Consider the following 25,736-nt stretch of genomic DNA (forward strand, 5'->3'; position numbering starts at 1 on the left):
TGAGCCGCGGGTATCCCCGAGGGACGGGCCCTATCACGAGAGCGATTTCGGGTGGAGTTTCCCCCGGGATTTCTCCCCGTTTCCACGGTTTGGAGAGTCACCGATGCACATAAGTCATATCGGGATAATTCGATATATATGTCACTACTCGACCGCTTGCTCGGGACGGATACCGAGGAGAATGAGGAATCGAGTTGCTGTGGTGAGATGACGATCGAAGAAATCGAATCCGAGGATTGACCTCCGATGGGCGACACTCCAGACGCGCTCGATCGGAGCGAGAGCGAATCGGCCAGTGGCACACTCGACAGGGCGACCGGTGGGGCCTGTTGTGAGGGTCAGTTACCGGCCAACAGGGTGGCCTCGGACGAGATCATCGAGGCCGAACAGACGGTGTTCAAGGCGCTGGCGAACGAGAAACGACTTCGCATCATCGAGGCGCTTCGTGATGGCGAACTCTGTGTCTGCGACCTCGAGGCGGTGCTGGACGTTCCCCAGTCGACGGTGGCCTCCCACCTCGCTCGGCTCAGGGAGGCGGGTATCGTCGGTACCCGAAAGGACGGGAAGTGGACTCACTACCGCATCACGGATACGTTGACCCTCCAGATGCTCGATCTCGCCGCCGCACTCGGTGACGGCGAATGATCCCGTCGGGGTACGAGACTGCGCTGCTGGATTCCTGGGCGTACTTCGTCCACCTGGCGGTGATCCTCACGCCGCTGTTCATCGGCGCCTCGTTCCTCGTAGGCCTCGCCCAGGAGTATCTCCCGCCGGAGCGCGTCGAGGCGATGCTCCGCTCCCGGGACCACGGGAGTGGGAACGTTCTCGCGGCGGGCCTCGGCGCCGTGACGCCGTTCTGCTCCTGCTCGACGGTGCCCGTCCTGGCCGGGTTGCTGGGCGCTGGCGCTCCGCTCGGACTGGCGTTCTCGTTCCTGCTCGCCTCGCCCATCGTCAACTGGATCGCGGTGTTCCTGCTGTTCGGCCTGTTCGGGCCGACCGTGACCCTCGTCTACGTCCTCACCGCACTGCTCGCGGCGGTCGTCGGTGGGCTGGTTATCGGCACGCTCGACCTCGAACGGTACGTCAAGGACGTCCGGATCACGACTGGCAGCCGGGAGATCACGACCGATGGTGGCACCACGGAGTGTGCCTGTTCTGGCTCACCGGCCAGCACTCACGCGGAACGGGTCACCGCTGCCGGCCGTGGCGCGCTCTCCTTTTTCTGGGACACGCTTCCCTACATCGTCGTCGGCATCGCGATCGGTGCCCTCATCCACGGCGCCGTCCCCGAATCGGTTCTCCTGCGGATCGCCGGACCCGAGAATCCGCTCGCGACGCCACTCGCCGCGCTCGCGGGTGCGCCGCTGTACGTCAGTATCAGCGGGATGCTCCCCATCGCTCACTCGTTGGCCGAACAGGGTATTCCCATCGGCACCGTTATGGCGTTCGTGATCGGTGGTGCCGGAATCAGTATCCCGAACCTGATCCTGTTGAACAAACTCTTCGACCGTCGACTGCTCGGCATCTACGCGGCCACCGTCGTCGCCATCGGCATCGCCGTCGGCGTCCTGTTCAACATGGTCCTCGTTGGTGTACTCTGAGTCGGGGTCGCCCTGATGGCGCGGTCATCCACTGTCGGGACCACGTCGATCAGTGGGGCCGTCTTTAACTTGACGTGTCACGAACAATACGTATAGTGCCAGGGCCTCCCCTCGGGAATGTCGGCATCGATGCTGCACGTGGTCGTCCTTGGAGCAGGATTCGCGGCTCAACCCGTGGTCGGACCGATCGTGGAGTGGCCCGTGGTCGGATCGATCGGGGAGATACCCGCCGGCGGATCGATCCACGAGGACGTCGTCGACCACCGACCGTCCTCGGCCAGGCCGGCTCGGACCGCGAACGACGGAACGAACCACGACCCATGATCGTTGCACCGAACAGGGGGTGTCGGCCCTCGTGATCACTTCGAGCGAAACGCGACCGTCTCTGGCGAATCGGATCGCTCGCCGCATCGGCGGCCTCGTCAACCACGACCACGTCGTCGTCCGCTTTCTCTCGCTGTGGACGCTGTGTTTCGTGCTGTTCCTCCTGGCCTGGACCGTTTCGTATTTGTTCCTGCCGGAGGCGTTGCTCCGCCGCACGGGGGGCCCGGGACCCACGTCGCGAACCGCCGAGACGGTCGGCCGGGAGTTCGTCTCCTTATTCGCCTGGAATCTCGGATTCAGCCTGCTCGTCGTCGCCGCGAACGCGTTCCGGTCGATTCGGACGCCCCTCGGGTATCTGGTCGTTCTCGTGATGTGGATGCAGGGAGCGGTGATCTGGGGCACGAACTCGCTGACCGTCCAGACCGGCCGACTGGCACCCTCGCTGTCGGTGATCTTGGGCCGGAGTGGGGTATACGAACTCAGTGCACTGGTCGCCATCGCGGTGGCGACCCGTGGAGTGATGCTCTGGCACCAGGAATCCGGTCCACGGTGGCGCGAGGAGTTCGAACGGGTGCGGGGACCGGGCGACTGGAGCATCTCCAGGGGCGAGATAGCCGTACTCGTCGCCGGTGTCACGGTGCTGGCGCTGGCGAACTATCGGGAGGCGGCAATGGTCGTGGCTACGGGGTGACGCCCGAGCCGTTCGACACGCGTTCCGTCGATACTGGCCTGTGATCTGATGCGTCGGGGTAGCACGCTGAATAGGTCGTGGGGTGCCTCGGTGGCCTTCCATCCAACCCGTGCAGACCAACCCGACTTGTCGCGTCTGACGATTGGTGGGGTGGGAGGTGGGTGACACAGACTCATTGTCCGTACGGTCAATTGGCGAGTTCGCCGTGCTACCCCGTCCGTTCTTTTCACGATTTGGATCCTCTTCGTTTTCCGTCGACACGGGCATCGGATTTGTATCGGTCATTTGGGACTCGCGTGGTCTGGCCCTTTTCGAGTGACCACTACTGGCATCGGGAACTGGTCGATCCCGGAACCCCATCTGGAGCGAATATGTCCTATCGTTGGCAGTCACTATCGCCGCATAAATGCGTATCAGATAGCAGTATAACGGTCTCCGTGTTACTTAATTTCACTACTACAAATTTACAATATACAATTTAATGACACATGGATTACTGGCAAAAACCTCTACGAAAGCTGCAATAATAAGTGTGATTGCAGTCGATACTATATTATATTGTAGAAAATACAGATACTATGGGGCTTTTTCAGATAATACCGCAATTTAGAAAAACACCCATCTTTGACCTACTAGGCAAGATAATTATACAAACGAACAATCTTACGTCTCCTGACAATCAAAAGAATGCTGTCAATTCAACTACGACTTACCGGTAACCTATCGAAGAAGTAATTTTTCTGGCTGGTGGCGAAAAGGTCGTCGTGTCGCCGGTGTTGGCAGTCGTCGCCGACCGCCACGCGATCTATTCCACCCTACAGGACGGCCTTGTACGCTTCGAGGGTTTCCTCGATGTCCGCCTGGGTGTGGGCAGCACTGACGAACTGGGATTCGAACTGGTTGGCGGTGAGGAAGACGCCTTCGTCGAGCATCTCCTGCCAGAAGAGCCGTTCCCAGCGATCGGTGGCGGCGGCATCGACGTCCGCCCCGTTCTTCGGGCAGTACTCGTAGCGGTCGCAGGCCTCGTCCTGGCGACAGCCACCGGCACACCCTTCGCTCTGGGGACCGCCCCGTCGGGTGAAGATGATCTTGAACATGCTGTCGCGGCCCGCGACGGTGTAACTGGGCGCGCGGTCGGCGACGAGGTCGGCCAGGCCCTCGCGAAGCATGGTCCCGAGTTCCTCGACGTGCTCGTAGACGTTCTCCTCGGCAGCGTAGCGCAGCGTCTCCAGGCCGGCGGTCATGGTGACGGGATGGCCGGAGAATGTGCCGGATTGGAAGACGTCGCCCGAGGGCGTGAACTGCTCTACGTATTCGGTCTTGCCGCCGATAGCGCCGATGGGGAAGCCACCGCCGATGACCTTGCCGAAGGTGGTGAGATCGGGTTCGACGTCGAAGACGCCCTGGGCGCCCTGGAGACCGCCGACGCGAAAGCCAGTGATGACCTCGTCGAAGACGAGGAGGGCGCCGTACTCGTCGGTGAGCGAGCGGAGCGTCTGGTGGTAGCCGTCGATGGGGTGGACGATACCGTGGTTGCCGAGGATGGGTTCGGTGAGGACGGCGGCGATGTCCTCGCCTTGATCCTCGAAGACGGCAGTGATGGCTTCCTCGTCGTTGAAGGGGACGGGGATGGTGTGCTCGGCGAACGAATCGGGAATGCCGGGTGAGGATGGCTCGGCACCGTCGGGATCGCCGTCGACGAGGGTCCCCTCCTGGGCGCCGTGATAGCTGCCCTGCATGATGACGACTTTGTCGCGGCCGGTGATTCCGCGGGCCAGTCGCATGGCGGAGACGGTGGCCTCGGTACCGGAGTTGACGAACCGGAGCATCTCCACCGAGGGAACGTGGCGCACGATGAACTCGGCGAGTTCGACTTCGACTTCGGTGGGTGCGCCGTACATAGTGCCGTCGCTGACCTGGGACTGGATGGCGGCGACGACGCGGTCGGGGAGGGTGTGGCCGAGGAGGAGCGGGCCGTAACCCATGACGTAGTCGAGGTACTTGTTGCCGTCGGCGTCGATGACGTGGGCGCCGTCGCCGCGTTTGACGAAGAAGGGATACGGCTTGGTGGCGCGGACGGACGAGTTGACGCCGCCGGCGAGGACGTCGAGAGCCCGGTCGTAGAGTGCACGGGAGCGTTCGCGGGACATAGCGAGTGCTTCGACCCCGGATGAAAAATAGATGGCGAATTTTCCCGGGCCCGATTTACACGGCGGTCCAGGACGGCAGTGCCACTGTTGATTTATCCGGTGGTATTTTGCCGATCGACGAGTGGATTCGCTGCATGGCCGAAGACGCGTACGCCACAACGGTACATCCTCAATATCGAGATCTCGACCCGCAAGGGCACGTCAATCAAGCGGTGTATTTTAGCTGGCTTGAACAGGCACGAACGAATTATTGGGCCGAGGTGGTCGGCGAGCGACATGATCTTGCGCCGCTCGCGGTCAAACGACAAGAAATCGAGTATATCGCGCCAGTCACACTAGAGGACTCCGTGACTGTCGCCCAGCGAATAACCGATATTGGCACGACCAGTTTTGACATCGCCTACGAGATACGGACCGACGATGGACGGGTTGCCACGGCAGAAGTCGTTCTCGTGGCTATTGACCGGGAGACTGGTCGATCTGTTCCCATCCCCGAAACGTGGCGACGGCCAATTACTGCGTTCGAGGGTCTTTGAAACGAACGAATCGGTACTGATAGGTATCCACTCGTCCGCCAACCGACGCTCTCCGCGTCTGTGGTATGAGGGAAAGGGGAGAGACCGTGGGAAATTCGGGGAGATATGGGGGGAGATGGAGTTCAACCGTGGTGCCAGTGGGGGATGGATGTGGTGGCGTGAACCGGCTGACAATGGACTATCCCGCTGGGACGTTTGTCTTCCATCGGTGCAGGTGGCACTGACACCAGTTACCAATGCTACCGCAGTCGAATTAATTCTTTCTAGGGATATTTGATATGTTGTGTCGGTGAGCGTCGCTATCGGCAACCATCACTTCGAGTTGGGGTGCGGGCCGTCTCGGCGAGACCAGTGACTGTCGTATCGCAGGGCGGCTCACGTGACTGTCGTATCGCAGGGCGGCTCACTATCGTGTTCTCCTTCACGATACTGGCCGCCCGGGTACACCCACAACTGGGATCAATATAGCTGTTGCCTGTACACTGGAGTCTTCAAGCGGTCGGATGTCGGCGTCGATTGCACATTCAACCCATGAAGCGCACTGATGATCGCACATTAGCTGCAGGGGGGGGGGGGTTGCAGCGGAAGGCACACCGAGAGCCTCGATACGCAGATGGGACTGTGACACAGTGGGTGCGAGAGCTACCGGCTCGGTCCGAGTTCATCAGTGGACAGGGACAGCTATCGTGCTCGTGGGAACGCCCCGAATCGTCTGGAAGCCGTCGGGTCGCCGACACGGCCGAGGAACTGTAACCGTCGCACCACGCTGGAGGGGTCGCTTCGAGGCGTATCTCCCGACACGACATCTCATCGAACAACCTAATTTAAGTGGATGACCCATATAGGTATCAGCACGCAAATGTACAAGATTCTCATCCCCGTCGGCGATGACAACGACCGGGCGAAGCGCCAGGCGAGACACGTCAGGAACCTTCCCTGTGCAAGCGAAGCAATCGAAGTAACGATCACCCACGCACGTACTGGAAGGGAAAAGCAGGTCACGGCGGAGATGCAACAACCGGATCGAGTCGAGTCAGTCCGACGGGCAAAGGAAATTCTAGAGGATGCTGATATCGCGGTCGCGACACAAGACGTGTCGTCGCCGCCTGCTGAAGGTATCGTCTCTCTTGCAACAGAGGGGAACTTCGACGAAATCGTCATTTCCGGGCGCAAACGGAGTCCGACGGAGAAGGCAATCCTGGGTAGCGTCACTCAGTCAGTCATTCTCGAAGCGGACCAGGCAGTGACGGTAGTCAACTAACTGTCGAGTGGGACCGACGCTATTGCCATTCTATCCGTCCCACCGCTGAGTCTTTGAACGGAACTCACCGTTACGGAACGAGTACCGCTCTCCCTTCGATCTCTCCGGCCTCCAGCATCGCGGCGACGTCGTTTATTTCCGCCAGATCGTATGTTTCGGTCTGCAACTCGACGTCACCCTGGGCCACTAACGCCATGAGTTCCTGTAATTCGGTATACTGACCGATGAGCGAACCCCTGTAGGCCCATTCTCCGTGTACCAACGTCTGCGATGTCTCATGCAGATGCCCGCCGTACCCTGCCACGTGGTGGTCGCCGCCGAGCGCGAGCATGTCCTCCGTGAGTGCCAGTGTATCGTCTCGACCGACGAAATCGATCGCCTGCTGGGCCCCTTCGCCGTCCGTGATCTCTTCGATAGCTGTGCCGACATCGGTGGAGGACGAATCGATCGTGTGATCGGCCCCCAACGTTTCGGCCAGGCCGAGTGCAGCCTCTTTTACATCGATGGCGATGATTTTCGCGGCACTCATCGCGTCCAGTGCCTGTAGGCCGATATGGCCCAACCCCCCGATTCCAAGGACGATCGCATAGTCACCGGGATTCAGTCCACCGACCGCTTTTTTCACCGTGTGATAGGCAGTGATACCTGCGTCTGCGTGCGGAGCGACCGTTGTGGGATCGACATCGTCCGGAAGTGGGACGACGGAACGGGCCGAAGTCCGTAGGTACTCCGCGAATCCGCCATCTCTGTTCATTCCAGGGAATGCCGAATTCTCGCAGTAGGTGTCCTTGCCTTGCCGACACGCTCTACATTCACCACACGTGTCGAGCGGATGGACAATAACCGTGTCTCCGGGTTCGACAGTGGTTACGTCCTCCCCGACCTCAGCGATGGTCCCGGCATTTTCGTGTCCCAGGGTCTGTGGGAAGTCGATGTCGACGTATTTCGTCCACATCCCTTCGACAATATGGTTGTCTGTTTGACACCAACCCGCCCCGTCGATTTCGACTAGCACGTCATTTGGACTCTGGATCTCCGGTCGAGGAATCTCCTCGATCTCGAAGGCGTCGTGCATGTCGTCCGTGTATTCGTGTAATCGTGCTGCACGCATGGGTGAGATATTCACCCGTATCTGTAATGGATGTTTGGGTACCGATCGATCGACGGTGCCGAAAGCTACAATGGCAATTGACGACGAGTTACCAGTGATGGTCGACCGGACTCCACACCACGTCGGTATCGCCGTCGCCAATCTCGATGCTGTTCGTGCGTTCTACGAACAAACCTTCGACTTCGAACTCGTCGAGGAATTCACGGTAACGGGTGAGGCCTTCGAGAAAGGGATCGGAGCAGATGACGCAACTGGGCAGTTCGCCCGTCTCTCTATGGGCGACGTCCTTCTGGAACTCGTCGAATACGATCCGCACGGTGAGAACAGAGCTGCTCCCGCTGTGACTGACCGTGGCGCGGTGCATCTCGCGTTCGAGTATGACGACGTCGCTGCGTTCTATTCGACACTGGACGCCGCCGTCGAAACGATCAGTGAACCGGTAACGACCGAGAGCGGGACCACTATCCTGTTTTTGCGCGATCCGGAAGGCAATCTGATCGAACTGGTCTCTCCCCCGTAGCACGGGGACCGCGAGCGGATCGCAATCACCCACCGCAGCAAATAGTTCTCGACTGGCGGCTCAGTCGCTAGTATTCCCCGGTATACGCGTTCTCGAAAATGGCGATCACGTCCGACCGATCGAGGGTGCGGGGATTTCTCTCGATGTTGTGTTTCGACTGTTCGAAGGCGATATCGGCGAATCGATCGAAATCGTCTGAATCCAGGTCGCCATACCCCGCGATGTCTGTTGGAATACCGACATCATCGAGCAGTCTGAAGACGGCTTCGACACTTTCCATTGGTTCGGGTCCCATCGAGTCGTCTGGCTCCAACCAGCGAGCGATATCACTGAAACGATTCCGCTCAGCGGGAACGTTGTACGCCATCACATACGGGAGTAACAACCCATTCGTCAAGCCGTGACCAAGATGATACTCTCGACTCAGCGGATACGTTAACGCGTGAACCGCACCCAGGCCGCTATTGACGAATGCCTGTCCTGCCTGCATCGCGGCAAGACTCATCTGATACCGTGCGCCATCGTTTTCTTCGCCCTGGAAGACTGCCGGTCGGAGGTTTTCTCCGATGCGTTCGATCGCGCTCCGGGCGAGTGTGTCTGTATACGGTGTTCGTTTCGTCGACACGTATGCCTCGATCGCGTGTGTCAATGCATCAACTCCTGTTTGTGCTGCAATCGGTCCCGGAAGCGTCGCTGTCAGTTCCGGATCGACCACGGCCAGGTCAGCGAACAGCGGGTCGGCGTAGATGACCTTTTTCGTCCCGCCGTCATCTTCATCGGCGAACACCCCGATATGGGTTGTCTCGCTCCCTGTTCCTGCTGTCGTTGGAAGTAACGCCAGTTTTCGGGTTCGGTCCGACACCTTGTCCATGCCGAGTACGTCTCTTGCACCCTTCGACGTGTCGGCAATCCCGGCAGCTACTTTTGCGGTATCCATACTCGAGCCACCGCCGATCCCGACGACAAGATCGTGATCCCCCATCACTACCGCCTCGGCAGCATCGTTCGCCATCTTCAGCGTTGGTTCGGCCTGGACTTCGTCGAATACCTCTGTCGTCACGCCGGCCGACTCGAGAGCGGCAATCGGTTTCTCCACGGTCCCCACTTCGACGAGTGTGGCGTCGGTGACGATCAGTGCTGTCTCGATCGCCTGCTTCTCGGCGAATTCGCCCAGCGAGCCCACAGAGCCGAGTCCGTACGTGATCCGGTCAGGTGATCGAATATCGTACGTCGCATGCGCGGATTCCAGTCCAGTCTCCATAGTTCACCTCCTCGACCGGATGGGATAGATTTTTCCCCGATTACTAGCCGCCGATTTTCACCGCCTCTGCAGTAGAGTTCTCGATCTGACACCAGTGGTACCACGCTGTCGGGTGTCGGATATCACCGATACGGCAGCGGGTGTCGGATCCTGAATAGAATAATATTTAATGATAAGCTTAGATAGCGTACTATATGGTACAGATAGACATTCTCGTACAAATACTCGTGTACGGGATATTGACAGGAGGAGTGTACGCCCTGATTGCCATGGGGTTGTCGCTCATATTCGGCGTGATGGACGTGGTGAATTTCGCCCACGGGGAGTACGTCATGCTCGCGATGTACAGTTCGTTCTTCTCGTGGGAAATCTTCGGCCTCGACCCGTTCATTTCAATTCTGATCATCGCCCCGCTGTTCTTCGTGTTCGGCGTGGTCAGTGAACGGTTGATCATCCACCCGATCATCGACAAGCCAGCCTTCGCACAAATTTTTGCAACGGTCGGATTGATCTGGGTGTTCGAAAACGCCGCTCACTTCCTCTGGGGGACGAGTCCGAGGGGAATTAGAGCGGGCTACGGCGGCATCGACCTCTTCGGCATCCCCGTCCCGGAAGTTCGGGTCTACGGGTTCCTCATCGCGATGCTTGCGGCGGTCGGGCTCTACCTCTTGCTCGAGAAGACGAAAATTGGACTCGCTATCCGGGCAACGGCCCAGGATAAGGAAGCAGCGAAATTGATGGGGATGAGTAGTGAATTCGTATACATGATCACCTTCGGACTCGGCATCGCCCTCGTCGGCGTTGCCGGTCCGGTGGTGGCGTCGATGTTCTCGACGACGCCGACGGTCGGCGCGAACTTCGTCCTCATCGCCTTCGTTGTGGTCGTCCTTGGAGGCCTCGGCAACGTTTTCGGTGTGCTCTGGGCCGGGGTGTTGATCGGAATTATCGAGGCCCTGGTCTCGTTCTACTGGGACCCAACGTTGAGTGCCCCGGTCTATTACACCATATTCATCCTCGTCCTCGTCCTCAGGGCGACTGGATATCTCGGTGGAAGCGATGGTACGTTGCTGGAACGTCTGCTAAACGTGCGCTCAGCGAGTAGGGAGGCATAACATGAGTACTTCAGCATCCACGACATCGGGACGCGTAACACGGCTCCTACAGACGCTGGGAACGCCGACAGTGTACCTGTCGCTTCTGGCACTGGTACTGGCATTGGCCGTTCCCCTCCTCTTCAGCTCGTATATCGTCCACATCTTCGTGCTCGTGTTCATCACGGGCATCGGTGCGATTGCCTGGAACATCATCGGTGGCTATGGCGGCCAATTCTCACTCGGAAACGCCGTCTTCTACGGTATCGGTGCGTACACGACGGCAATTTTGGTGACCGACCACGGGATGAGCATAATCCTCGCGATTGGGGTCGGAATCGTCCTGTCTATGCTCGCCGCAGTTTTGGTCGGTCTGCCCACGTTCACGTTATCGGGTCACTATTTCGCCCTGGCAACGATCGCGGTCGTCGAGGGAATGTTCTTCCTCGCCGACTATTTCGGCGGAATAACCGGCGGATCACAAGGATTCACGGTCACAACCCCTCCGTGGCTGTCGAAGTTGATGATCGATAAGACGCTGACGTTCTACCTCTTCCTGACGTTCTTCGTCCTCGCCATCCTGATCTCGGTGTGGGTACGCTACTCCAAACTGGGGTACTATCTCCTCGCCATCCGTGAGGATCAAGATGCGGCCTCGGCGTTGGGTGTCAACACTCGCCGCTACAAGGTGTATGGCTTTGCACTCAGCGCAGGGATGACTGCGTTCGCGGGGAGCATGCACGCAGTCTACGTGACCTTCCTGTCGCCGGGTGGGGCGTTTTCCCTCGACTTGTCGATCCTCTATGCGCTTATCGCGCTGATCGGCGGGATGGGGACGATTGCGGGTCCCATCGTTGGGACGTTTCTCATGGTGCCGATTCAGCAGTACGTGACGACATCGCTGGGAGGGAGCATCGGTGCGCTCTCCTATATGGGATACGGGGCGTTGCTCATCGTGATGATTATCTACGCCCCGGAAGGGATCGCCAATCGATTCTCGTTCGTTGGCCGGAAGATTAACCAGATTTTCCCGGAGGTGACATTCGATGCTGAAGACTAACAATATCACGAAGCGATTTGGCAGCGTCGTGGCGGTAGATGACGTCAGTATCGAAATCTCCGACGGGGATATCGTGGGGTTGATCGGCCCGAACGGGGCCGGCAAAACGACCCTGTTCAACGTAATCACTGGATTTCATCGTCCGAGTAATGGGACCGTCACCTATCGCGATGAAGACATTACGAATCTGAAACCCCATCAGATCACACAGAAGGGGATCGTCAGGACATTCCAGGTACCGAAACCCCTGAATGACCTGACGGTGACCGAAAACGTGGTTGTGGGTGCCTTCGGAGAGGGGAAGGGACGTGAAGCGGCGTTGGCACAGGCCCACGAAACCCTCGACAGAGTGAACTTCCAGGGGGATTACTCCATGACGGCCGATAATCTGAACGTGGCCCAACTCAAGCGGCTTGAAATCGCCAAAGCGGTTGCGACCGACCCCGACCTCCTGATGCTCGACGAAGCCGTGGCGGGTCTCAACCCCGAGGAACGAAATAAATTGGTGAACGTTATCGACAAACTCAACGACGAAGGGATCACGATCTTCCTCGTCGAACACGTGATGGACGTGGTGATGAGGCTCTCAGATAAGGTCATCGTCCTGAACGAAGGAAGGGTATTGACGGAGGGTACACCGGAGGAAGTACAGAACAACGAAGAAGTCGTCGAGGTCTACCTGGGGACGTGAAACCATGAACGAGAACAATCCAATCCTGGAAGTCGATGAGATCGAGGTGTTCTATGGGGAGACGCAGGCCCTGTTTGGCGTCTCGTTGGACGTATATGAGGGCGAACTCGTTACGATGATTGGTGGGAATGGCGCGGGAAAAACCACCACATTGCGGACGATTTCTGGGCTAATCAACCCACGGACTGGGACGATCACCTTCGAGGATACGGTGATCTCTGATAAGGCGCCGGACGAGATCGTGAAGCTGGGAATCGCGCAATCTCCGGAAGGTCGGATGCTGTTTCCGGAACTGACCGTCAAAGAGAACCTCCGCGCAGGTGCATACCACCGAAGCGACGAAGACGAGATTCAGGAGGACCTCGAGGAAGTCTACGAGTACTTCCCACAACTGCCGGATCTCCTCGACCACAAGGCAAACGATCTCAGCGGTGGACAACAGCAGATGCTCACCATCGGACGGGCACTGATGTCGGATCCCGACCTGCTACTGCTCGATGAGCCGTCCCTCGGCCTCGCTCCGCAGTTGGTCACGACGATCGGTGGCATCGTCGAGGACCTCCGGGACGCGGGACAGACGATCCTTCTCGTCGAACAGAACGCCGAACTGGCCCTGGATATCTCGGACAGAGGGTACGTCATTCAGACAGGCGAAGTCGTTGCATCCGGCCCGACGGAGGAGCTTCGCGAAACCGACGTCGTCGAGTCTGCGTATCTCGGTCACTGATAGTTCAGGCGGTCGGATTCTGGCAAATTATTTAGCATAACGATTTTACCGTCGATGCCTGTATGAGGAGTATGACCGCAGTCAAATACATCGATGGCAACGAAGTCGCTGGGCTCGCGACTCCCGAAGAATATGTCGATGCTGTCCGCGAAGCGTATGCTGAGCGAGGTTCCGGGGCGGATGCCAGGCCCCGGACGAAACTGGGTCGTGATGACATCCCGGGTATGATGACCGGATATCTCGCAATGCTCCCGGAAAAAGGGTACATGGGCGGGTACATGTACGCTGCAGGATTCGAGAGCGAAGACGCCTGGTTCGTTACGCCGGTATTCGATGCCGCCCACGGAGAATTGAAAGCTCTCATCGATGGGGCCAGCATGAATCCGTTCAAAACCGGTGCTGCTGGCGCAGTGGCCGTGGACGAATTGGCTCGGCGTGATGCAACTGACCTTGCTGTGATCGGTACTGGTGCACAAGCCCGTGGCCAGCTCGTCACCAGCGCTACCGTCCGTGATATCGAGACCGTCCGTGTCTACTCCCCGACGGTCGAGAATCGGGAGTCGTTCGCTTCCGATCTCGACGAAGTCCTCGACGCAAGGGTCAGTGCCGTCGAGAGCAGCGACGCCGCGATCACCGGTGCAGATATCGTCATCACGGCAACAACGGCTTCGGATCCAGTGATTGCCGACGAAAATATCGAAGCTGGCACCCATATCACGGCCATGGGACAGTACGACCCGTCGAAACAGGAGATCGAACCGGAGACGATCGCCCGGTCGAAGTACGTCCCGGATCTACGAGAACGGGTCCATCAGGACGCTGGCTCGTTCCTCCACGCCGAAGACATCGGGCTCGTCGACGAGGATCACATCCACGCGGAACTCGGCGAGGTGGTCCAGGGAACCGCTTCAGGTCGTACTGACCCCGATGAAATCACGCTCTTCGATAGTGGCGGAACCGGAATCGAAACGATCGGGGCTGCAAGTATGCTGTACGAAAAGGCGATCGGAGCAGACCTCGGGACGACGCTGGAGTTTTATCCGGCGAGCGAAGCGATGCCCGGGAAGTAACGGTAGCGTATTTGGGTCGGTTTTAAGTTGGCCCGGTTCTGAGCATTCTACATGAGTGATGAGACGATCCTGATAACCGGTGGGACCGGGTTTATCGGTGCATATACCGCTGCTCACGCGATTGACCGTGGTAATACAGCAGTCGCATTCGACATCAACGACGACACGACCATTCTGGAAAAGGTAGGTATCGATGAATCCGTGGAGGTCATCACCGGTGATATCACTGATCCGACCGATGTCTTCGACGCGGTTCACCAGTCGGGCGCGACACGAATCATCCATCTCGCATCGCTTTTGACCGACCTTTCGAACGAACACCCTCGCCACGCTATCGACGTCAATATCAAGGGAACCAATACGGTCTTCGAGGCTGCGAAAACCTTTGACGACCAGATCGATCGGGTAGCGTGGGCATCGAGTTCTGCCGTGTATGCTCCTCCAGACCGGTATGCCGATCCCGAAGTCGACGAAGAAGACCTCGTGTACCCCGAGACCCTGTACGGTGCTGCCAAGGAGTACAACGAACATCAGGCAACCATCTATCGCGAAAACTATTCGGTATCGTTGATAGGACTCCGACCGACTCTCGTTTATGGACCATATCGGCAGTCGGGGAGTGCGTCGGCCTACACGAGAGTGATCGAGGGCCCTGCACTCAACGAACCCGTCTCTGTCGGTCCAAAAGATCACGTCTTCGACTGGCAACACGTCGCCGATGCCGCCCAAGCGTTTTATCTGGGGGCGATGAGACCGGAATCGGACCTCTCCCGAACGGTGTACAACGTGTGCGGTGAACGTGCTACAGTGGCGGAGATTGCCGACATCGTTTTGGAATATCTTCCCGATGCCGACATATCGTTACAGGCCGGGGATCCTGCACCCTGGAATCATCATATGGACATGAGCGCGGCGAAAGCAGATCTCGGGTACGACCCGGAATACGATCTGCGGAGTGGAATCGTCTCCTACATCAATTCAGTACGGAACGAGCACGGTTTCGAGACCGTCTCATAACGACGGACACCGACGTCAAATGAAATCAATCGCCTTACGTGATAACGGGAGTGAGAGAACGCTCGAGGTGCAGGAAACGCCGCGTCCGGAACCTGGGCCCGGGGACGTTCGACTGCGGGTGGTCTCTGCAGGGGTTTGTGGGAGTGATGTCGGAGCATGGCAGCGAAAACCGGCATATGACTTTCTCGAGACACCACGGGTTTTGGGCCACGAATACGTCGGTGTCGTCGATGCCGTCGGCGACGACGTTGTCTCGTTTGCACAGGGTGATCGAGTCGTGGAGCGACCACTGCACGCCTGTGGAACGTGTACTGCGTGTCGGCACGGCGACGAACACGTCTGTGAGGACGTCGAGATTACCGGATTCCATTTCGATGGGGCGTTCGCCGACTATACGGTTGCCCCGGCTGGATCGCTTCATCCCGTTCCCGAATCCCTCCCGCATCACCATGCTGCAGTAACTGAACCGATGGCTGTTGCGGCACGGGCGACCCTCGAACGGAGTTCGTTCACACCGGGAGATGACGTATTCGTGCTCGGAGCGGGTCCGATGGGGACGTTCAGTGCGTTGATTGCCGAGTCAAGTGGCGGTAACGCCGTCATTGGGGGTCTCTCCAACGACGAACCCCGGTTCGAGACCATCTCGGCCATCGGTATCGAGACGGTAAATCTCGAAGTTACCTCACTGGAAGCAGTGTCCGAGGAGGCAACTGGTGGGACATTCGATATACTAATCGACGCAACTGGATCAACTGCCGCACTCGAGGAAAATATCGAGGTTCTTCGACGTGGCGGCGATGCAGTGGTCATTGGGATTCCCACGGGAAGGCTGGGGATCCCCACACCATCGTTCGTACGAGGTGAGCGACGGGTTAGCGGCTCGTACGGTGCAACGATCGCCGACTTCGAACGGGCCATCGATATTCTGGGTACTGTCGAATCGGAGATGTCCGAACTGCTTCGACGGTACGACGTCGAAGCCGTGGATGACGCATTCCGGAATTTCCTCGAGGGTGACGTGATTAAACCGATCATTGACGTGAACTGAGCGTAACGTCGTGGTCGGCCCAGCGACCGTATATGGTGGGCTGATGGATTCGCTATTCGGCTTGTGCTCTGAATCCGTCCCTGGGGCCGCCGTCTCTGTGTCACGACTGTCGCTCTCGATACGCTTCGTTTCGTCGTTCCCCACCGTGTTGGGGCAGATTGGGTTCACTCATGTCGAGAACCACAACTGACGGTGTGGGAAACTACAGGAACTTTTATGTTGGTGCCCTAATAATGTGGCATCGTTCGCCATGGTAGATGATACACAGTCCGGCCGGTTCGGGAGCCATAATCGTCGTCAATTCATCAAAGCGGTGTCCGCTTCGAGTGTGGCACTGGCGACGGGGCTTGCCGGATGTTCGACAAATCAGGGTAACGGCGATACGAACAACGGGGACCAGCCTGTCAAAATCGGCGCGCTGTATCCCCTCAGCGGCGGCCTCGCCCAACTCGGTGAGGAGAGTTTCCGGGGTGTCGAGATCGCGGTCGAGGAATGGAACGACAATGGAGGTGTAAACGGCCAGGATATCGAGCTCGTCGAAAAGGACGCTCCCGATGCCGACGCGGGTGTCAGTACCGTCGAGAATCTGACGAACGTCGAAGAGGTGAACGCGATCGTCGGCTCCTACTCGAGTACCATTTCGAGAGCGTCCACGCAACGTGCGGCCAGCTTCGATATGCCGTACTGGGAACTGGGTGCAGTTGCTGATAGCATTACTGCAGACAATCCAGGGAACACGTTCCGGACGAACGCGACAGCCTCGTCCTTTGGGGTATCAGGGGTCCAATCGGCAAAGGATATCGTTGCCCCCGCGCTCGACAAAGATCCCCAGGACCTCAACGTCGCGGTGATGTACGAGAGCGGTGAGTACGGCAATTCCGTCGCGGAGACGGTGATCGAGCTGTCCGAAGAGGAGGGCATGAACGTCGTTTCCGACATCGAATACGATGCCGGCACGAGTGACCTGTCCTCGTCGATCCAGAATTTGAAAGGTGCCGATATCGACGTCATCAATCACACTGGCTACAACGCGGACATCCACCTGCTATGGAACCAGAGTTCGGACCTGAACAACTACATCCCGGCCGCGATCGGTAATGGTGGCGGATATTCGTTGCAGTCCTTCGTCGAGAACGTCGGAAACCCTGCGGCACTTGGTGTAATCAATCAGGACTTCACCCAGTACAACACGAACCCCGAGTACGCGCCTGGGATCGAGGAGTTCGTCCAGACCTACAACGACAAGTATGGAGAACCGCCACTGTCGGGTCATTCGCTGTCGAACTACTTCGGAACGAACGTTCTCCTTGACGTGATTTCCAGTCTGGACAGCCCGAGTGACTTCACCCTCGAGGAGATGAAAGAGGCGGCGCTGAACTACGAGAAAGAAGTCGGTACCAGTGCAACCTCGTGGGGTGTGAAATTCGACGAGGAGACGATGCAGAACACTCGCACGACCGTGACTGGCCATCAGTGGCAAGAAGACGTGTACACTGACGACATCTGGCACCCGGACCGCGATGATGGGACGGCCGACCTGTATACGCTCTGGCCGGACGAGGGACGTCTTCCCTTCGCCGAGATCAAGAATATCCCACGGCCCGAGTACCACAACCAATAACGACGTCCAGCGATCTCGAGGGAACGATTTTTTCGGTTCACTGCGGCCTCAGCGAGCGTAGCGACGATCATTACGGAGCCGCTCGTTTACGGGCACCCACTCGACTGGGACTCCTTCTTAACTGCTTATGGTCGGTCGATTTGAGCCCATGGATTGCTGTGAGAAAGCGATCCGCAAGACGATCGCAGGGAGTCCTCAGGCGACTAACTCTTCAGGCACTGTTCCGTCGTCGTTCCACCCGTGGGCCTCGTAGTACTCGTCCAGGGCCGCCTCGAATTTCGGGAGGTCGTAGGGAACGCGATCGTCTTCTCGATCGAATCCACGTTCGTTATTGAAGTGTCGCTCAAGGGTCACGATCTGTTCGCCGATGTCGACGAGTTGGTCGTAATCCCGGTCGAAAATCGCCTCCAGGCGATCTTTTTGCATCGTGACGATTCCCCTGGAGAACCGACAGACGACACCGCTGTCCTCGACCGCCCGAAGTGCTTCCTGTTCTACGATGAGCGGGGGTTTCCCTTCCAGTCCCTCGTTGTCGACTGCGAGTTCCTTGTCGACTAATGGGTACTCGAAGGCATAGAACGTCGAATACATGTGATCGGCCCCACGATTCGCGGTCGCGAAGGACAGTCCCTGGCCATTCGCGAATCGGCCATCGTGTGCCGAGAACGACATGCCCTTGACAGTCCAATCGTCGACACCGAGCTCTTCGTGGACACGGTGGACTCCCTCTGCGAGCAGGTCGCCTTCCTCTTCACGGTACGCGATCTTCTCGGTCAGCTCGTTCACGAGATCACCATTGCCCCATTCGTCTTCCGCGGCGATATACGCTGAGACGGTATTGCCCGCACTGATAGTGTCCATTCCGAGCTCGTCACAGAGCTCGTTGGATTTCATGATGGAAACGATATCGTCTACCTCGGGGTTCCCACCGAACGACATGACCGTTTCGAACTCGGGCCCTTCCGTCTCGACCCCGGATTCCTCGTCTCGAGTCGGCAATTTGCAGGCGAAGGCACATTGTGAGCAGGTCGCCTTTTTGTATTTCTTCGACTCGACGACGTCTCCGTTTATCTTCTCGTATCCGTCGAAGGACGTATTTTCGAAGTATCGAGAGGGGAAAAAGCCCATCTCGTTCGCCATATCGGTAAGACTGGTCGTGCCCTGGGTCTTCATCAGGCTATCACTGGTCGCAGCATCCTGGGTTACGCTCTTCAGTGTATCCGGGGCAGGGTGCTCGACTGTTGGGGTCGAGTCTCCGTCGAATGTAACTGCCTTCACGTTTTTCGACCCCATCAATGCACCAAGTCCACCACGACCGAACGCTCTACTCTCCGAGGTCATGATGGACGCAAATCGGACTTGATTCTCTCCTGCCGGTCCGATCGCCAGTATCTGGTCCGGACCCACGCCATGGGTCTTTTCCATGTAGTCCGTTACATCTGAGATTTTCGCCTCTCTGAGTTGCGGGACCGGTTCGAACCGAATTTCGTCGTCTGTAATGTGGATGGCGACCAGTTCGTCGCTTTTTCCAGTCACCTCGACGGCGGCATATCCCGTCGCTGCAAAATTTCGCGACAGAAAACCGCCTGCATTCGAGGACAACAGTCCGGTCGTCAGTGGTGAGAGCCCCGTCGCACTCATCCGCCCGGTAAAACTCATCGTGGAGGTCTGTAGCGGGCCAGTAGAGAAAAACAGGCGATTATCCCGACCGAGTGGATCGGCATCGAAGGGAATTCGATCGTGGGCCAATTTCGTATTCAACCCCCGACCGCCGATGAATTCCTCGAGTATGTCGCCGATATCTTCGGTGTGTGACGTTTGTTCTCCCACGTCGATGGACAGTAGCGGTCCTCGTGTGTGCAGCATACACTCTAGTTCCAACGTAATCATTATTAATCCTATGGGGGATCTGATTCTCGTCAGCTACCGATCCACCCAACTGACTCGGAGACCGAGAAAATAGGAAAAGACCAAGTAAGATAAACTGTAACAAACGACTGTATGCCACAGAAATCGGACGCGTTAGTGATGGAAGAACCCGGGGAATTGGCGGTCCGTCAACTCGACGTTCCCGACCTCGAACCAAAGGACATCCTCGTGAAGGTCGAACTCAGCGGGATTTGTGGATCCGACGTCCACATGTACGAGGGCGGAATGGACCTCGAGTTCCCCGTCGTTCCCGGGCACGAATTCGCCGGTGTTATCGAAGACGTGGGGTCGGACGTCGAAACAGATTCGAGAGGAAGCCCCGTCGAGCCGGGTGATAAGGTCACTGTGGTGCCTGGGGTCGTTTGCAATGAATGCTGGTACTGCAACAACGTTCCGACCCGCCCGACGACCTGCAAAAACCGGGACGTCTACGGGTTCATGAGTACCGAGTATCGCCAAGGGATCCACGGCGGGTTCAGTGAGTACATGATTGCGGATGGTCGCTCGAGTTTCTACAAACTGCCGGATGATATGGACGTCGAGCTCGGTGCGCTGGTCGAGCCTCTTTCGGTCGCGACTCGAGCGTTCGAACGGGCCTACAGCCCAGGTATCCCGGATGCGAGAGAAGGCATTGGGGTTGGAAAGTCCGTCGCGATCCAGGGTGCCGGACCGGTCGGACTCCTCGCAATGAGCGCTGCACAGGCCGCGGGTGCCGGACAGGTGATTGCTGTTGACGCTATCGAAGAGCGGTTATCGCTTGCCGAAGATTTCGGTGCTACCCACCTCGTCGATATCACCGACTTCGATGGCGACGACGACCTCATTCGTGGGGTAAAAGAACTCACTCCCGGTAACGTTGGTCCTGACGCAGTGATCGAGGCCGCCGGGATCCCCGATGCCTTCAGGCAGGGCATCGAGTTGCCACGTGACGGTGGTACTCTGGTCGAAGTCGGCCATTACGCATACAGTGGTGAGACCGAGGTCAACCCGACCCGGGTCGTACAGAAGGACCTGGATATTCGGGGGAGTCTCGCGTATCCACCGAATCAGTTCGAGACCTCGATCTCTCTTCTCGATCAACTCAAAGACGAGATCCCCTTCGATACACTCTTCAACTACAAAGTCGGCTTCGACGACGCCGAATCCGCATACGAGAAACAGAAGAGTGGTGAGGCTTACCGGGCGACTATTCACCCATCCGGCGTATGAGCAATCGCTTGCTCGCCCCGGCGTCGTACGTCCAGGGGCGTGATGTGTTGTCGGCCCCCCAATCGTTCCGGACGCTGTCCGCTGAGACGGCCGTCATTCTCGGCGGCACGACGGCGCTCGAATCGGCGAGCGAGGCGTTAGTGTCGTCACTGGAAGCCGTCGGAATTACGGTCGCCGCGATAGAATCCGGGGTGGATCGTTGTACGCACGCAGTAATCGACGAACTTGCCGAACAGGCCGAGTCCGTCGGCGCGGACCTCATTGTGGGAGTTGGCGGTGGCGTCGCACTGGATACGAGCAAGGCAGTCGCCGAGAAGATCGGTGCCACACTGGCGACTGTTCCGACCATTGCCAGCACCGATGCACCGTGTAGTTCGGTTGCTGTAGTGTACGAAGAGAGCGGTGATTTCGCGGGGTACGTTCATCGGGATACCGACCCGGATCTCGTCGTAGTGGATACTGCGATCATCGCCGACGCACCGACCAGATTCTTGCAGTATGGCATGGGGGATGCCTTCGCCACGCGCTTCGAGGCGGAAGCGGTTGAGCGGTCGAGGGCACGCACACACGCCGGTGGACGACCGACCGGGGCAGCTGTAACTTTGGCCCAAACAACGTTCGAGAACCTGGCGAATAACGGAGAACTGGCGCTTGCGTCGAGCGAACGGAATGCAGTCACACCTGCTTTCGAGTCCATCGTCGAAACGAACACGCTTCTCTCCGGGATGGGTTTCGAGTCCGGGGGGCTTGCAGCCGCTCATGCCTTTGGAAAAGGGTTCTCCACGGCTGGTACGGATGCCCCTCATGGTCTCCTTATCGCGTTTAGCACCATCGCACAACTCGTGCTGGAAAATCGCGAACCAGGCGTGATTACCGAGGCTCTCGATCTGTACCACACGCTTGGACTCGATCGCCGTCTTGCCGATTTCGACGTCGACGACGAGCTGGTCGAGTTGGTTGCGGAGTACGCCTGTAAGGACAATACGACGATGTCTAATGAACCAGTGGATGTCGATCCCGCCGACGCAGCCGCGGCCCTGAGAACGGCAGACGAGCGCATCGCGCGGTATTGAACGACCTCGCTCTTTTTTGAGTGGAAAGTTATTAGGTTTGTCCTGCTATGGGTAGAATATGGCACGTGATAGCGAACGTGAAGAGGTTCACGAGTATTTGTTGTTGAACCGAATATTCGAGGAGAAAGTACTGGAAGAATACGAGGATAGCGGGATCCCGGAACTACCCCATTTGAGCATCGGGCAAGAAGCAGTTGGTGTTGGTGGAACATTCGCCTTCGAGGCGGACGATTGGCTCGCCCCCTCGCTCCGGACCCGGGCGGTCATGCTGATGCGGTTGTCATTGCGTGACGTCGTTACTGGAATGTACGGAACGAAATCCAGTCCAACGGAAGGACGGACGACACAGCATCATCTGGGGTCTTCCGAGAACCATATCTTGGGAACCACCGGTCTCATCGGAAGCCATCTAAACGTCGCTGTCGGCGCCGGACTTTCGGCTCGACAACTCGACGAAGATCGTGTGACTGGTGTTTTCTTCGGTGACGGGGCGGCAACGCGGGGTGAATTCCACACCGCGATCAATTACGCCGCTGTCGAAGATCTCCCGGTCGTATTCATCCTGGAGAACAACCAATGGATCGAGGAGACGCCCGCAATGGATGTCATCGCTGTCGAGGAAAACATCAGTGAGATGGCTGGCCACGACATCCCAAAGGAGGTCATCGATGGCCAGGACGTCGATGTGGTGCTCGAGTCCGTTTCTGGGGCAGTTGAACGGGCACGAAGTGGTGAAGGACCGACGCTCATTGAAGCCAAAACATACCGATATCGTCCGCACGCGGAGGTCATCCCGGAACGACGAGATGAAAAAGAGATCGAGGAGTGGAAAGAGCGGGACCCGGTCCACCTACACGAGGAACGGATCCTCGACGACGGTCTCGTGGACGAGGAGTGGATCGAAGCCAAACGCGCAGAGATCACGGAGGAAGTAAATTCGGCCTTCGAATTTGCAAAGAACGACCCCATGCCAGCGGAGGACGTAATGTATCAGGTATATAAGGACACCGAGATCGACGAAAACGGAGGTGTCGTTCGATGACCGAACTGACCGTTCGAGAAAGTATCAACCAGGCACTTGCAGAGGAGATCGAACGAGACGAACGCGTCTTCCTATACGGTGAAGACGTCGGGGATTACGGCGGTCTCTATCAGGTAACCGAAGGTCTCCAGGAGCAATTAGGCGACGATCGCGTCTTCGACACGCCTCTCTCGGAAACCACTCTCGGCGGCACTGTGGTCGGCGCAGCTCTCACCGGGTCACGACCGATCGTCGAGATAATGTTCGGTGACTTTCTATCGGTGATCGCGGACCATCTCATCAATTACGCCGCGAAGATGCACTTCAACTACGGTGATGGTACGAGTGTCCCCCTCGTCGTCCGAACGACGTATGGTGGCGGCGATCAGTTCGGCCTCCATCACAGCCAGGATCCCATGCCGTGGTTCCAGAATGTTCCTGGGCTGAAGATGGTCGCCCCCGCGACTCCGTACGATTATAAGGGGCTTCTCAAGGCAGCTGTTCGGGACGATGACCCCGTCGTCTTCTTCGAGAACAAACAGCGATACGAGGTGTCGGGAGACGTGCCCGACGAGGACTACACGGTCCCCATCGGTGAAGCGGACATCAAGCGACGTGGCGAGGACATGACGATCGTGGCTATCGGCGGAATGGTCGATGTCGCCATGGAGGCAGCCGACGAACTCGACGCGCAGGGCTACGACTGCGAAGTAATCGATCCACGAACGGTTATGCCCCTCGACAAAGAGACCATACTGGAATCTGTGAAAAAGACCCACGGATTGACGATCGTTCACGAGTCCGCTCAATTCGGCGGCATGGGTGGCGAAATTGCCGCGGAGGCTGCTGATGAAGCGTTGTACTATCTCGATGCTCCCGTGAAACGCGTGGCGGCCCCATTCACGCCGGTGCCATTTGCCGAGAATCTCGAACAGAGTTATCTGCCCAACGCCGACGACGTTGAAGCAGCCGTTATCGATGCTCTTGAGGGGTAGTTCCATGCAGAAACTCACACTCCCTAAGAGCGGTCAATCGATGACGGAAGGGACGCTTGTCGAGTGGCATGTCGAGGCGGGGGAGGCCATCACAGAGGGATCTCCCGTTCTGGATTTCGAGACGGAGAAGATGATTAGCGAAGTCACTGCTAATCAGGATGGAATCGTCCTCGATAAGCGAGTCGAGGCTGGAGAGACCGTTCCTGTGGGTACAGTGTTGGGGTACATCGGCCAGGAAGGTGAGACTCCTCCAAGTGACGACGCAGATGCGGCAGTACCAGGCGAACCTGCAGGGGCTACTGACGAACCCACCGAATCTGAAGATATCCAACCATCGAAACCGGCTGAACAACCGGTCGACGGGTCTGAGGGCATAACGCGAGCGACTCCTTCGGCACGCCGGAAGGCCCGTGAAGCGGGGGTCGATGTGGATACAGTTGGGACAACGCTGAACGTCAATCACGTCACTCCTGCGGACATCGACCGATATCTCGAGGATGACCGAACATCTGGTGCGGCGCAGCTAGAATTCCCACCCGACAGCGAGGGGGAAGAGATCCTTGGAACCCCTTGGGCCAGAGTCGTCGCCGACGAGAAGGGGGTAACGATCCCCCAGGTTGGTCGGGCTCTCGGCAAGGACCGTATACGTGAACGCGACATCCATCAATATCTCCAGCAAGCCCCTGAATCGGGTGAATCTACACTAGGACCCGATGAAGACCTGGAGCCGACCGTCCAGGAGGAGATCGAAATCACCGGCGGCGAGAAGGTGATGTTCGATCAGATGAGCCGTGTGGCGAACAATTATGCGAGCACGACCACTGCCGCCCGGGTTGATGTGACCGACTTACTCGACCTGTATGGCGAATTGAAGGAGAGCTGGGTAGCACAGCAGGGTGACTCCCTTTCTTTGACCGCCTTTGTTGCACGAGCAGTCGCACAGACCCTCCCGAAATACCCGCGTCTGAATGCCGAGTATGTAGAAGATGCCAACGCTCTACGCATCTACGAGGACGTTCACCTCGGACTCGCGGTCAATAGTGACGACGGGTTGATCGTACCGACCATATATGACGCCGGTCAGCAGTCTGTTCGAGAGCTATCCCGGTCGATCGAATCCGTTGCCACGAAAGTTCAGGAGCGGAAACTCGATCCACACGACCTCGAAAATGGTACGTTTTCGATCTCGAATGCGGGGAGCCTGGGTGCCTATATAAACACGCCGCAGATCAACCCGCCACAAACGGCCATTCTCGGAGTGTGTAAAATATTCGACGATGCTGGTGTGGTCGATGGCCAGGTCGAACCCAGAAAACGGATGCATCTGTGTCTCACATACGATCATCGCGTCGTGGAAGGGGCTACGGCGGTCGAATTCCTCCAGACCGTGAAAACACGACTGGAGAATCCACCGTCGCTTCTTTCGTAGGGCCGGATTCTGCTCTCGCAAAATTGATTTTCACGTATTACTAGTAACAATACGCCCGATATCGCTGACGGACGGCTGAAATAGTAGTAACAGACATCTACCGCCGTCTGCGGCGGCCACAGCCCCAAACATGTATTGTATATAACATTTGGCATAACAAAAATAGGGATACGCCAATAGGTTACACTCGTATCGCAAACATCGTACAATACTGAAACCAAATTTTACTAATTGCATGACCATTAATACTCCTCCAACCCAACATAAATGATGGATCGCATTGGCCAATTTTCCACGTCA

Annotated in this window: 24 protein-coding genes and 1 pseudogene; 21 read left to right on the plus strand and 4 right to left on the minus strand. The window is 57.7% G+C overall.

The features are described 5' to 3' along the window. Positions 1 to 246 precede the first annotated feature (246 nt). The 4 genes from HSRCO_RS03905 to HSRCO_RS03920 all read left to right on the plus strand — a co-directional run bounded on the left by HSRCO_RS03905 (position 247) and on the right by HSRCO_RS03920 (position 2,616). A complete protein-coding gene (locus tag HSRCO_RS03905) occupies positions 247 to 645 on the plus strand; it encodes a helix-turn-helix transcriptional regulator (RefSeq protein ID WP_259519101.1) in 399 nt (132 codons plus the stop codon). Next, entirely contained in the window at positions 642 to 1,601 is a 960-nt protein-coding gene (locus HSRCO_RS03910) for a permease (protein WP_259519102.1), read from the plus strand. The genes HSRCO_RS03905 and HSRCO_RS03910 overlap by 4 nt, the downstream gene beginning before the upstream one ends. A 189-nt stretch (positions 1,602 to 1,790) precedes the next feature. Further along, positions 1,791 to 1,925 carry a hypothetical protein gene (locus HSRCO_RS03915; RefSeq protein WP_259519103.1) on the plus strand — a complete coding sequence of 45 codons (135 nt, stop codon included), beginning with the start codon at positions 1,791 to 1,793 and terminating at the stop codon, positions 1,923 to 1,925. 31 nt (positions 1,926 to 1,956) lie between these two features. Then, positions 1,957 to 2,616, plus strand: coding sequence for a hypothetical protein (locus HSRCO_RS03920; protein ID WP_259519104.1), 660 nt, complete (start codon positions 1,957 to 1,959; stop codon positions 2,614 to 2,616). An 815-nt stretch (positions 2,617 to 3,431) separates the two neighbouring features. On the opposite strand, the gene HSRCO_RS03925 is transcribed toward HSRCO_RS03920, so the two are convergent. After that, positions 3,432 to 4,766, minus strand: coding sequence for a glutamate-1-semialdehyde 2,1-aminomutase (locus HSRCO_RS03925; protein WP_259519105.1), 1,335 nt, complete (start codon positions 4,764 to 4,766; stop codon positions 3,432 to 3,434). A 134-nt stretch (positions 4,767 to 4,900) separates the two neighbouring features. Here HSRCO_RS03925 and HSRCO_RS03930 point away from each other — a divergent pair, with 134 nt between their 5' ends. Both HSRCO_RS03930 and HSRCO_RS03935 read left to right on the plus strand, forming a co-directional pair. Further along, on the plus strand, positions 4,901 to 5,302 hold the full coding sequence (locus HSRCO_RS03930) for a thioesterase family protein (protein ID WP_259519106.1): 402 nt from the start codon (positions 4,901 to 4,903) through the stop codon (positions 5,300 to 5,302). 859 nt (positions 5,303 to 6,161) lie between these two features. Beyond that, complete coding sequence (locus HSRCO_RS03935) at positions 6,162 to 6,563, plus strand: universal stress protein (RefSeq protein WP_259519107.1); 402 nt, start codon at positions 6,162 to 6,164, stop codon at positions 6,561 to 6,563. A gap of 70 nt (positions 6,564 to 6,633) precedes the next feature. Here HSRCO_RS03935 and HSRCO_RS03940 read toward each other — a convergent pair whose 3' ends face one another. Further along, positions 6,634 to 7,674 carry an NAD(P)-dependent alcohol dehydrogenase gene (locus HSRCO_RS03940; RefSeq protein ID WP_259519108.1) on the minus strand — a complete coding sequence of 347 codons (1,041 nt, stop codon included), beginning with the start codon at positions 7,672 to 7,674 and terminating at the stop codon, positions 6,634 to 6,636. Between the two features lie 70 nt (positions 7,675 to 7,744). On the opposite strand from HSRCO_RS03940, the gene HSRCO_RS03945 reads away from it, so the two are divergent. Then, the gene (locus tag HSRCO_RS03945; protein ID WP_259519109.1) at positions 7,745 to 8,194 is read left to right on the plus strand and encodes a VOC family protein; all 450 of its coding nucleotides are present in this window, start codon (positions 7,745 to 7,747) and stop codon (positions 8,192 to 8,194) included. Positions 8,195 to 8,261: 67 nt separating this feature from the next. Here HSRCO_RS03945 and HSRCO_RS03950 read toward each other — a convergent pair whose 3' ends face one another. Then, positions 8,262 to 9,455 carry an iron-containing alcohol dehydrogenase family protein gene (locus HSRCO_RS03950; protein WP_259519110.1) on the minus strand — a complete coding sequence of 398 codons (1,194 nt, stop codon included), beginning with the start codon at positions 9,453 to 9,455 and terminating at the stop codon, positions 8,262 to 8,264. A gap of 194 nt (positions 9,456 to 9,649) precedes the next feature. On the opposite strand from HSRCO_RS03950, the gene HSRCO_RS03955 reads away from it, so the two are divergent. The 9 genes and pseudogenes from HSRCO_RS03955 (at position 9,650) to HSRCO_RS03995 (ending at position 17,780) form a co-directional block, all read left to right on the plus strand. After that, positions 9,650 to 10,567, plus strand: coding sequence for a branched-chain amino acid ABC transporter permease (locus tag HSRCO_RS03955; RefSeq protein WP_259519111.1), 918 nt, complete (start codon positions 9,650 to 9,652; stop codon positions 10,565 to 10,567). 1 nt (position 10,568) lies between these two features. After that, a complete protein-coding gene (locus HSRCO_RS03960) occupies positions 10,569 to 11,606 on the plus strand; it encodes a branched-chain amino acid ABC transporter permease (RefSeq protein ID WP_259519112.1) in 1,038 nt (345 codons plus the stop codon). Then, positions 11,593 to 12,297 (plus strand): ABC transporter ATP-binding protein, encoded by a 705-nt coding sequence (locus HSRCO_RS03965; RefSeq protein ID WP_259519113.1) that lies wholly within the window; start codon positions 11,593 to 11,595, stop codon positions 12,295 to 12,297. The genes HSRCO_RS03960 and HSRCO_RS03965 overlap by 14 nt, the downstream gene beginning before the upstream one ends. A 4-nt stretch (positions 12,298 to 12,301) precedes the next feature. Continuing rightward, on the plus strand, positions 12,302 to 13,024 hold the full coding sequence (locus HSRCO_RS03970; protein WP_259519114.1) for an ABC transporter ATP-binding protein: 723 nt from the start codon (positions 12,302 to 12,304) through the stop codon (positions 13,022 to 13,024). Between the two features lie 71 nt (positions 13,025 to 13,095). Next, complete coding sequence (locus tag HSRCO_RS03975; protein ID WP_259519115.1) at positions 13,096 to 14,094, plus strand: ornithine cyclodeaminase family protein; 999 nt, start codon at positions 13,096 to 13,098, stop codon at positions 14,092 to 14,094. Between the two features lie 51 nt (positions 14,095 to 14,145). Beyond that, positions 14,146 to 15,111, plus strand: a complete 966-nt coding sequence (locus tag HSRCO_RS03980) for an NAD(P)-dependent oxidoreductase (RefSeq protein ID WP_259519116.1) — start codon at positions 14,146 to 14,148, stop codon at positions 15,109 to 15,111. Between the two features lie 19 nt (positions 15,112 to 15,130). Then, a pseudogene (locus HSRCO_RS14570) lies at positions 15,131 to 15,484 on the plus strand (alcohol dehydrogenase catalytic domain-containing protein); the annotation flags it as partial. Between the two features lie 96 nt (positions 15,485 to 15,580). Next, on the plus strand, positions 15,581 to 16,159 hold the full coding sequence (locus HSRCO_RS03990; protein ID WP_259519118.1) for a zinc-binding dehydrogenase: 579 nt from the start codon (positions 15,581 to 15,583) through the stop codon (positions 16,157 to 16,159). A 313-nt stretch (positions 16,160 to 16,472) separates the two neighbouring features. Further along, positions 16,473 to 17,780: an ABC transporter substrate-binding protein gene (locus tag HSRCO_RS03995; protein WP_259519119.1), complete on the plus strand. Its 1,308-nt coding sequence runs from the start codon at positions 16,473 to 16,475 to the stop codon at positions 17,778 to 17,780. A 195-nt stretch (positions 17,781 to 17,975) separates the two neighbouring features. Here HSRCO_RS03995 and HSRCO_RS04000 read toward each other — a convergent pair whose 3' ends face one another. After that, a complete protein-coding gene (locus HSRCO_RS04000; protein WP_259519120.1) occupies positions 17,976 to 19,646 on the minus strand; it encodes an aldehyde ferredoxin oxidoreductase family protein in 1,671 nt (556 codons plus the stop codon). A 135-nt stretch (positions 19,647 to 19,781) separates the two neighbouring features. Between HSRCO_RS04000 and HSRCO_RS04005 the strand changes: the two genes are divergently transcribed. From HSRCO_RS04005 to HSRCO_RS04025, 5 genes are read left to right on the plus strand one after another with little or no spacing between them, the layout of a single operon-like run. Then, positions 19,782 to 20,918, plus strand: coding sequence for a zinc-binding dehydrogenase (locus tag HSRCO_RS04005; RefSeq protein ID WP_259519121.1), 1,137 nt, complete (start codon positions 19,782 to 19,784; stop codon positions 20,916 to 20,918). Continuing rightward, the gene (locus HSRCO_RS04010) at positions 20,915 to 21,991 is read left to right on the plus strand and encodes a glycerol dehydrogenase (RefSeq protein ID WP_259519122.1); all 1,077 of its coding nucleotides are present in this window, start codon (positions 20,915 to 20,917) and stop codon (positions 21,989 to 21,991) included. The genes HSRCO_RS04005 and HSRCO_RS04010 overlap by 4 nt, the downstream gene beginning before the upstream one ends. A 58-nt stretch (positions 21,992 to 22,049) precedes the next feature. Beyond that, the gene (locus HSRCO_RS04015) at positions 22,050 to 23,033 is read left to right on the plus strand and encodes a thiamine pyrophosphate-dependent dehydrogenase E1 component subunit alpha (protein ID WP_259519123.1); all 984 of its coding nucleotides are present in this window, start codon (positions 22,050 to 22,052) and stop codon (positions 23,031 to 23,033) included. Then, positions 23,030 to 24,007, plus strand: coding sequence for an alpha-ketoacid dehydrogenase subunit beta (locus HSRCO_RS04020; RefSeq protein ID WP_259519124.1), 978 nt, complete (start codon positions 23,030 to 23,032; stop codon positions 24,005 to 24,007). Before HSRCO_RS04015 ends, HSRCO_RS04020 begins: the two co-directional genes overlap by 4 nt. Positions 24,008 to 24,011: 4 nt before the next feature. Next, positions 24,012 to 25,436: a dihydrolipoamide acetyltransferase family protein gene (locus tag HSRCO_RS04025; RefSeq protein ID WP_259519125.1), complete on the plus strand. Its 1,425-nt coding sequence runs from the start codon at positions 24,012 to 24,014 to the stop codon at positions 25,434 to 25,436. Positions 25,437 to 25,736: the final 300 nt, after the last annotated feature.

This window comes from Halanaeroarchaeum sp. HSR-CO, from assembly GCF_024972755.1.
In the GTDB taxonomy this organism is placed as follows: domain Archaea; phylum Halobacteriota; class Halobacteria; order Halobacteriales; family Halobacteriaceae; genus Halanaeroarchaeum.

Coding starts and splice junctions, on each gene's coding strand:
- HSRCO_RS03950 (WP_259519110.1), bottom strand. CDS start 9,455: ATGGAGACTGGACTGGAATCCGCGCATGCGACGTACGATATTCGATCA.
- HSRCO_RS04015 (WP_259519123.1), top strand. CDS start 22,050: ATGGCACGTGATAGCGAACGTGAAGAGGTTCACGAGTATTTGTTGTTG.
- HSRCO_RS03970 (WP_259519114.1), top strand. CDS start 12,302: ATGAACGAGAACAATCCAATCCTGGAAGTCGATGAGATCGAGGTGTTC.
- HSRCO_RS03945 (WP_259519109.1), top strand. CDS start 7,745: ATGGCAATTGACGACGAGTTACCAGTGATGGTCGACCGGACTCCACAC.
- HSRCO_RS03905 (WP_259519101.1), top strand. CDS start 247: ATGGGCGACACTCCAGACGCGCTCGATCGGAGCGAGAGCGAATCGGCC.
- HSRCO_RS03975 (WP_259519115.1), top strand. CDS start 13,096: ATGACCGCAGTCAAATACATCGATGGCAACGAAGTCGCTGGGCTCGCG.
- HSRCO_RS03940 (WP_259519108.1), bottom strand. CDS start 7,674: ATGCGTGCAGCACGATTACACGAATACACGGACGACATGCACGACGCC.
- HSRCO_RS03955 (WP_259519111.1), top strand. CDS start 9,650: ATGGTACAGATAGACATTCTCGTACAAATACTCGTGTACGGGATATTG.
- HSRCO_RS04010 (WP_259519122.1), top strand. CDS start 20,915: ATGAGCAATCGCTTGCTCGCCCCGGCGTCGTACGTCCAGGGGCGTGAT.
- HSRCO_RS03930 (WP_259519106.1), top strand. CDS start 4,901: ATGGCCGAAGACGCGTACGCCACAACGGTACATCCTCAATATCGAGAT.
- HSRCO_RS03910 (WP_259519102.1), top strand. CDS start 642: ATGATCCCGTCGGGGTACGAGACTGCGCTGCTGGATTCCTGGGCGTAC.
- HSRCO_RS04005 (WP_259519121.1), top strand. CDS start 19,782: ATGCCACAGAAATCGGACGCGTTAGTGATGGAAGAACCCGGGGAATTG.
- HSRCO_RS03980 (WP_259519116.1), top strand. CDS start 14,146: ATGAGTGATGAGACGATCCTGATAACCGGTGGGACCGGGTTTATCGGT.
- HSRCO_RS03960 (WP_259519112.1), top strand. CDS start 10,569: ATGAGTACTTCAGCATCCACGACATCGGGACGCGTAACACGGCTCCTA.
- HSRCO_RS03965 (WP_259519113.1), top strand. CDS start 11,593: ATGCTGAAGACTAACAATATCACGAAGCGATTTGGCAGCGTCGTGGCG.
- HSRCO_RS04025 (WP_259519125.1), top strand. CDS start 24,012: ATGCAGAAACTCACACTCCCTAAGAGCGGTCAATCGATGACGGAAGGG.
- HSRCO_RS03935 (WP_259519107.1), top strand. CDS start 6,162: ATGTACAAGATTCTCATCCCCGTCGGCGATGACAACGACCGGGCGAAG.
- HSRCO_RS04000 (WP_259519120.1), bottom strand. CDS start 19,646: ATGCTGCACACACGAGGACCGCTACTGTCCATCGACGTGGGAGAACAA.
- HSRCO_RS03925 (WP_259519105.1), bottom strand. CDS start 4,766: ATGTCCCGCGAACGCTCCCGTGCACTCTACGACCGGGCTCTCGACGTC.
- HSRCO_RS03990 (WP_259519118.1), top strand. CDS start 15,581: ATGGCTGTTGCGGCACGGGCGACCCTCGAACGGAGTTCGTTCACACCG.
- HSRCO_RS04020 (WP_259519124.1), top strand. CDS start 23,030: ATGACCGAACTGACCGTTCGAGAAAGTATCAACCAGGCACTTGCAGAG.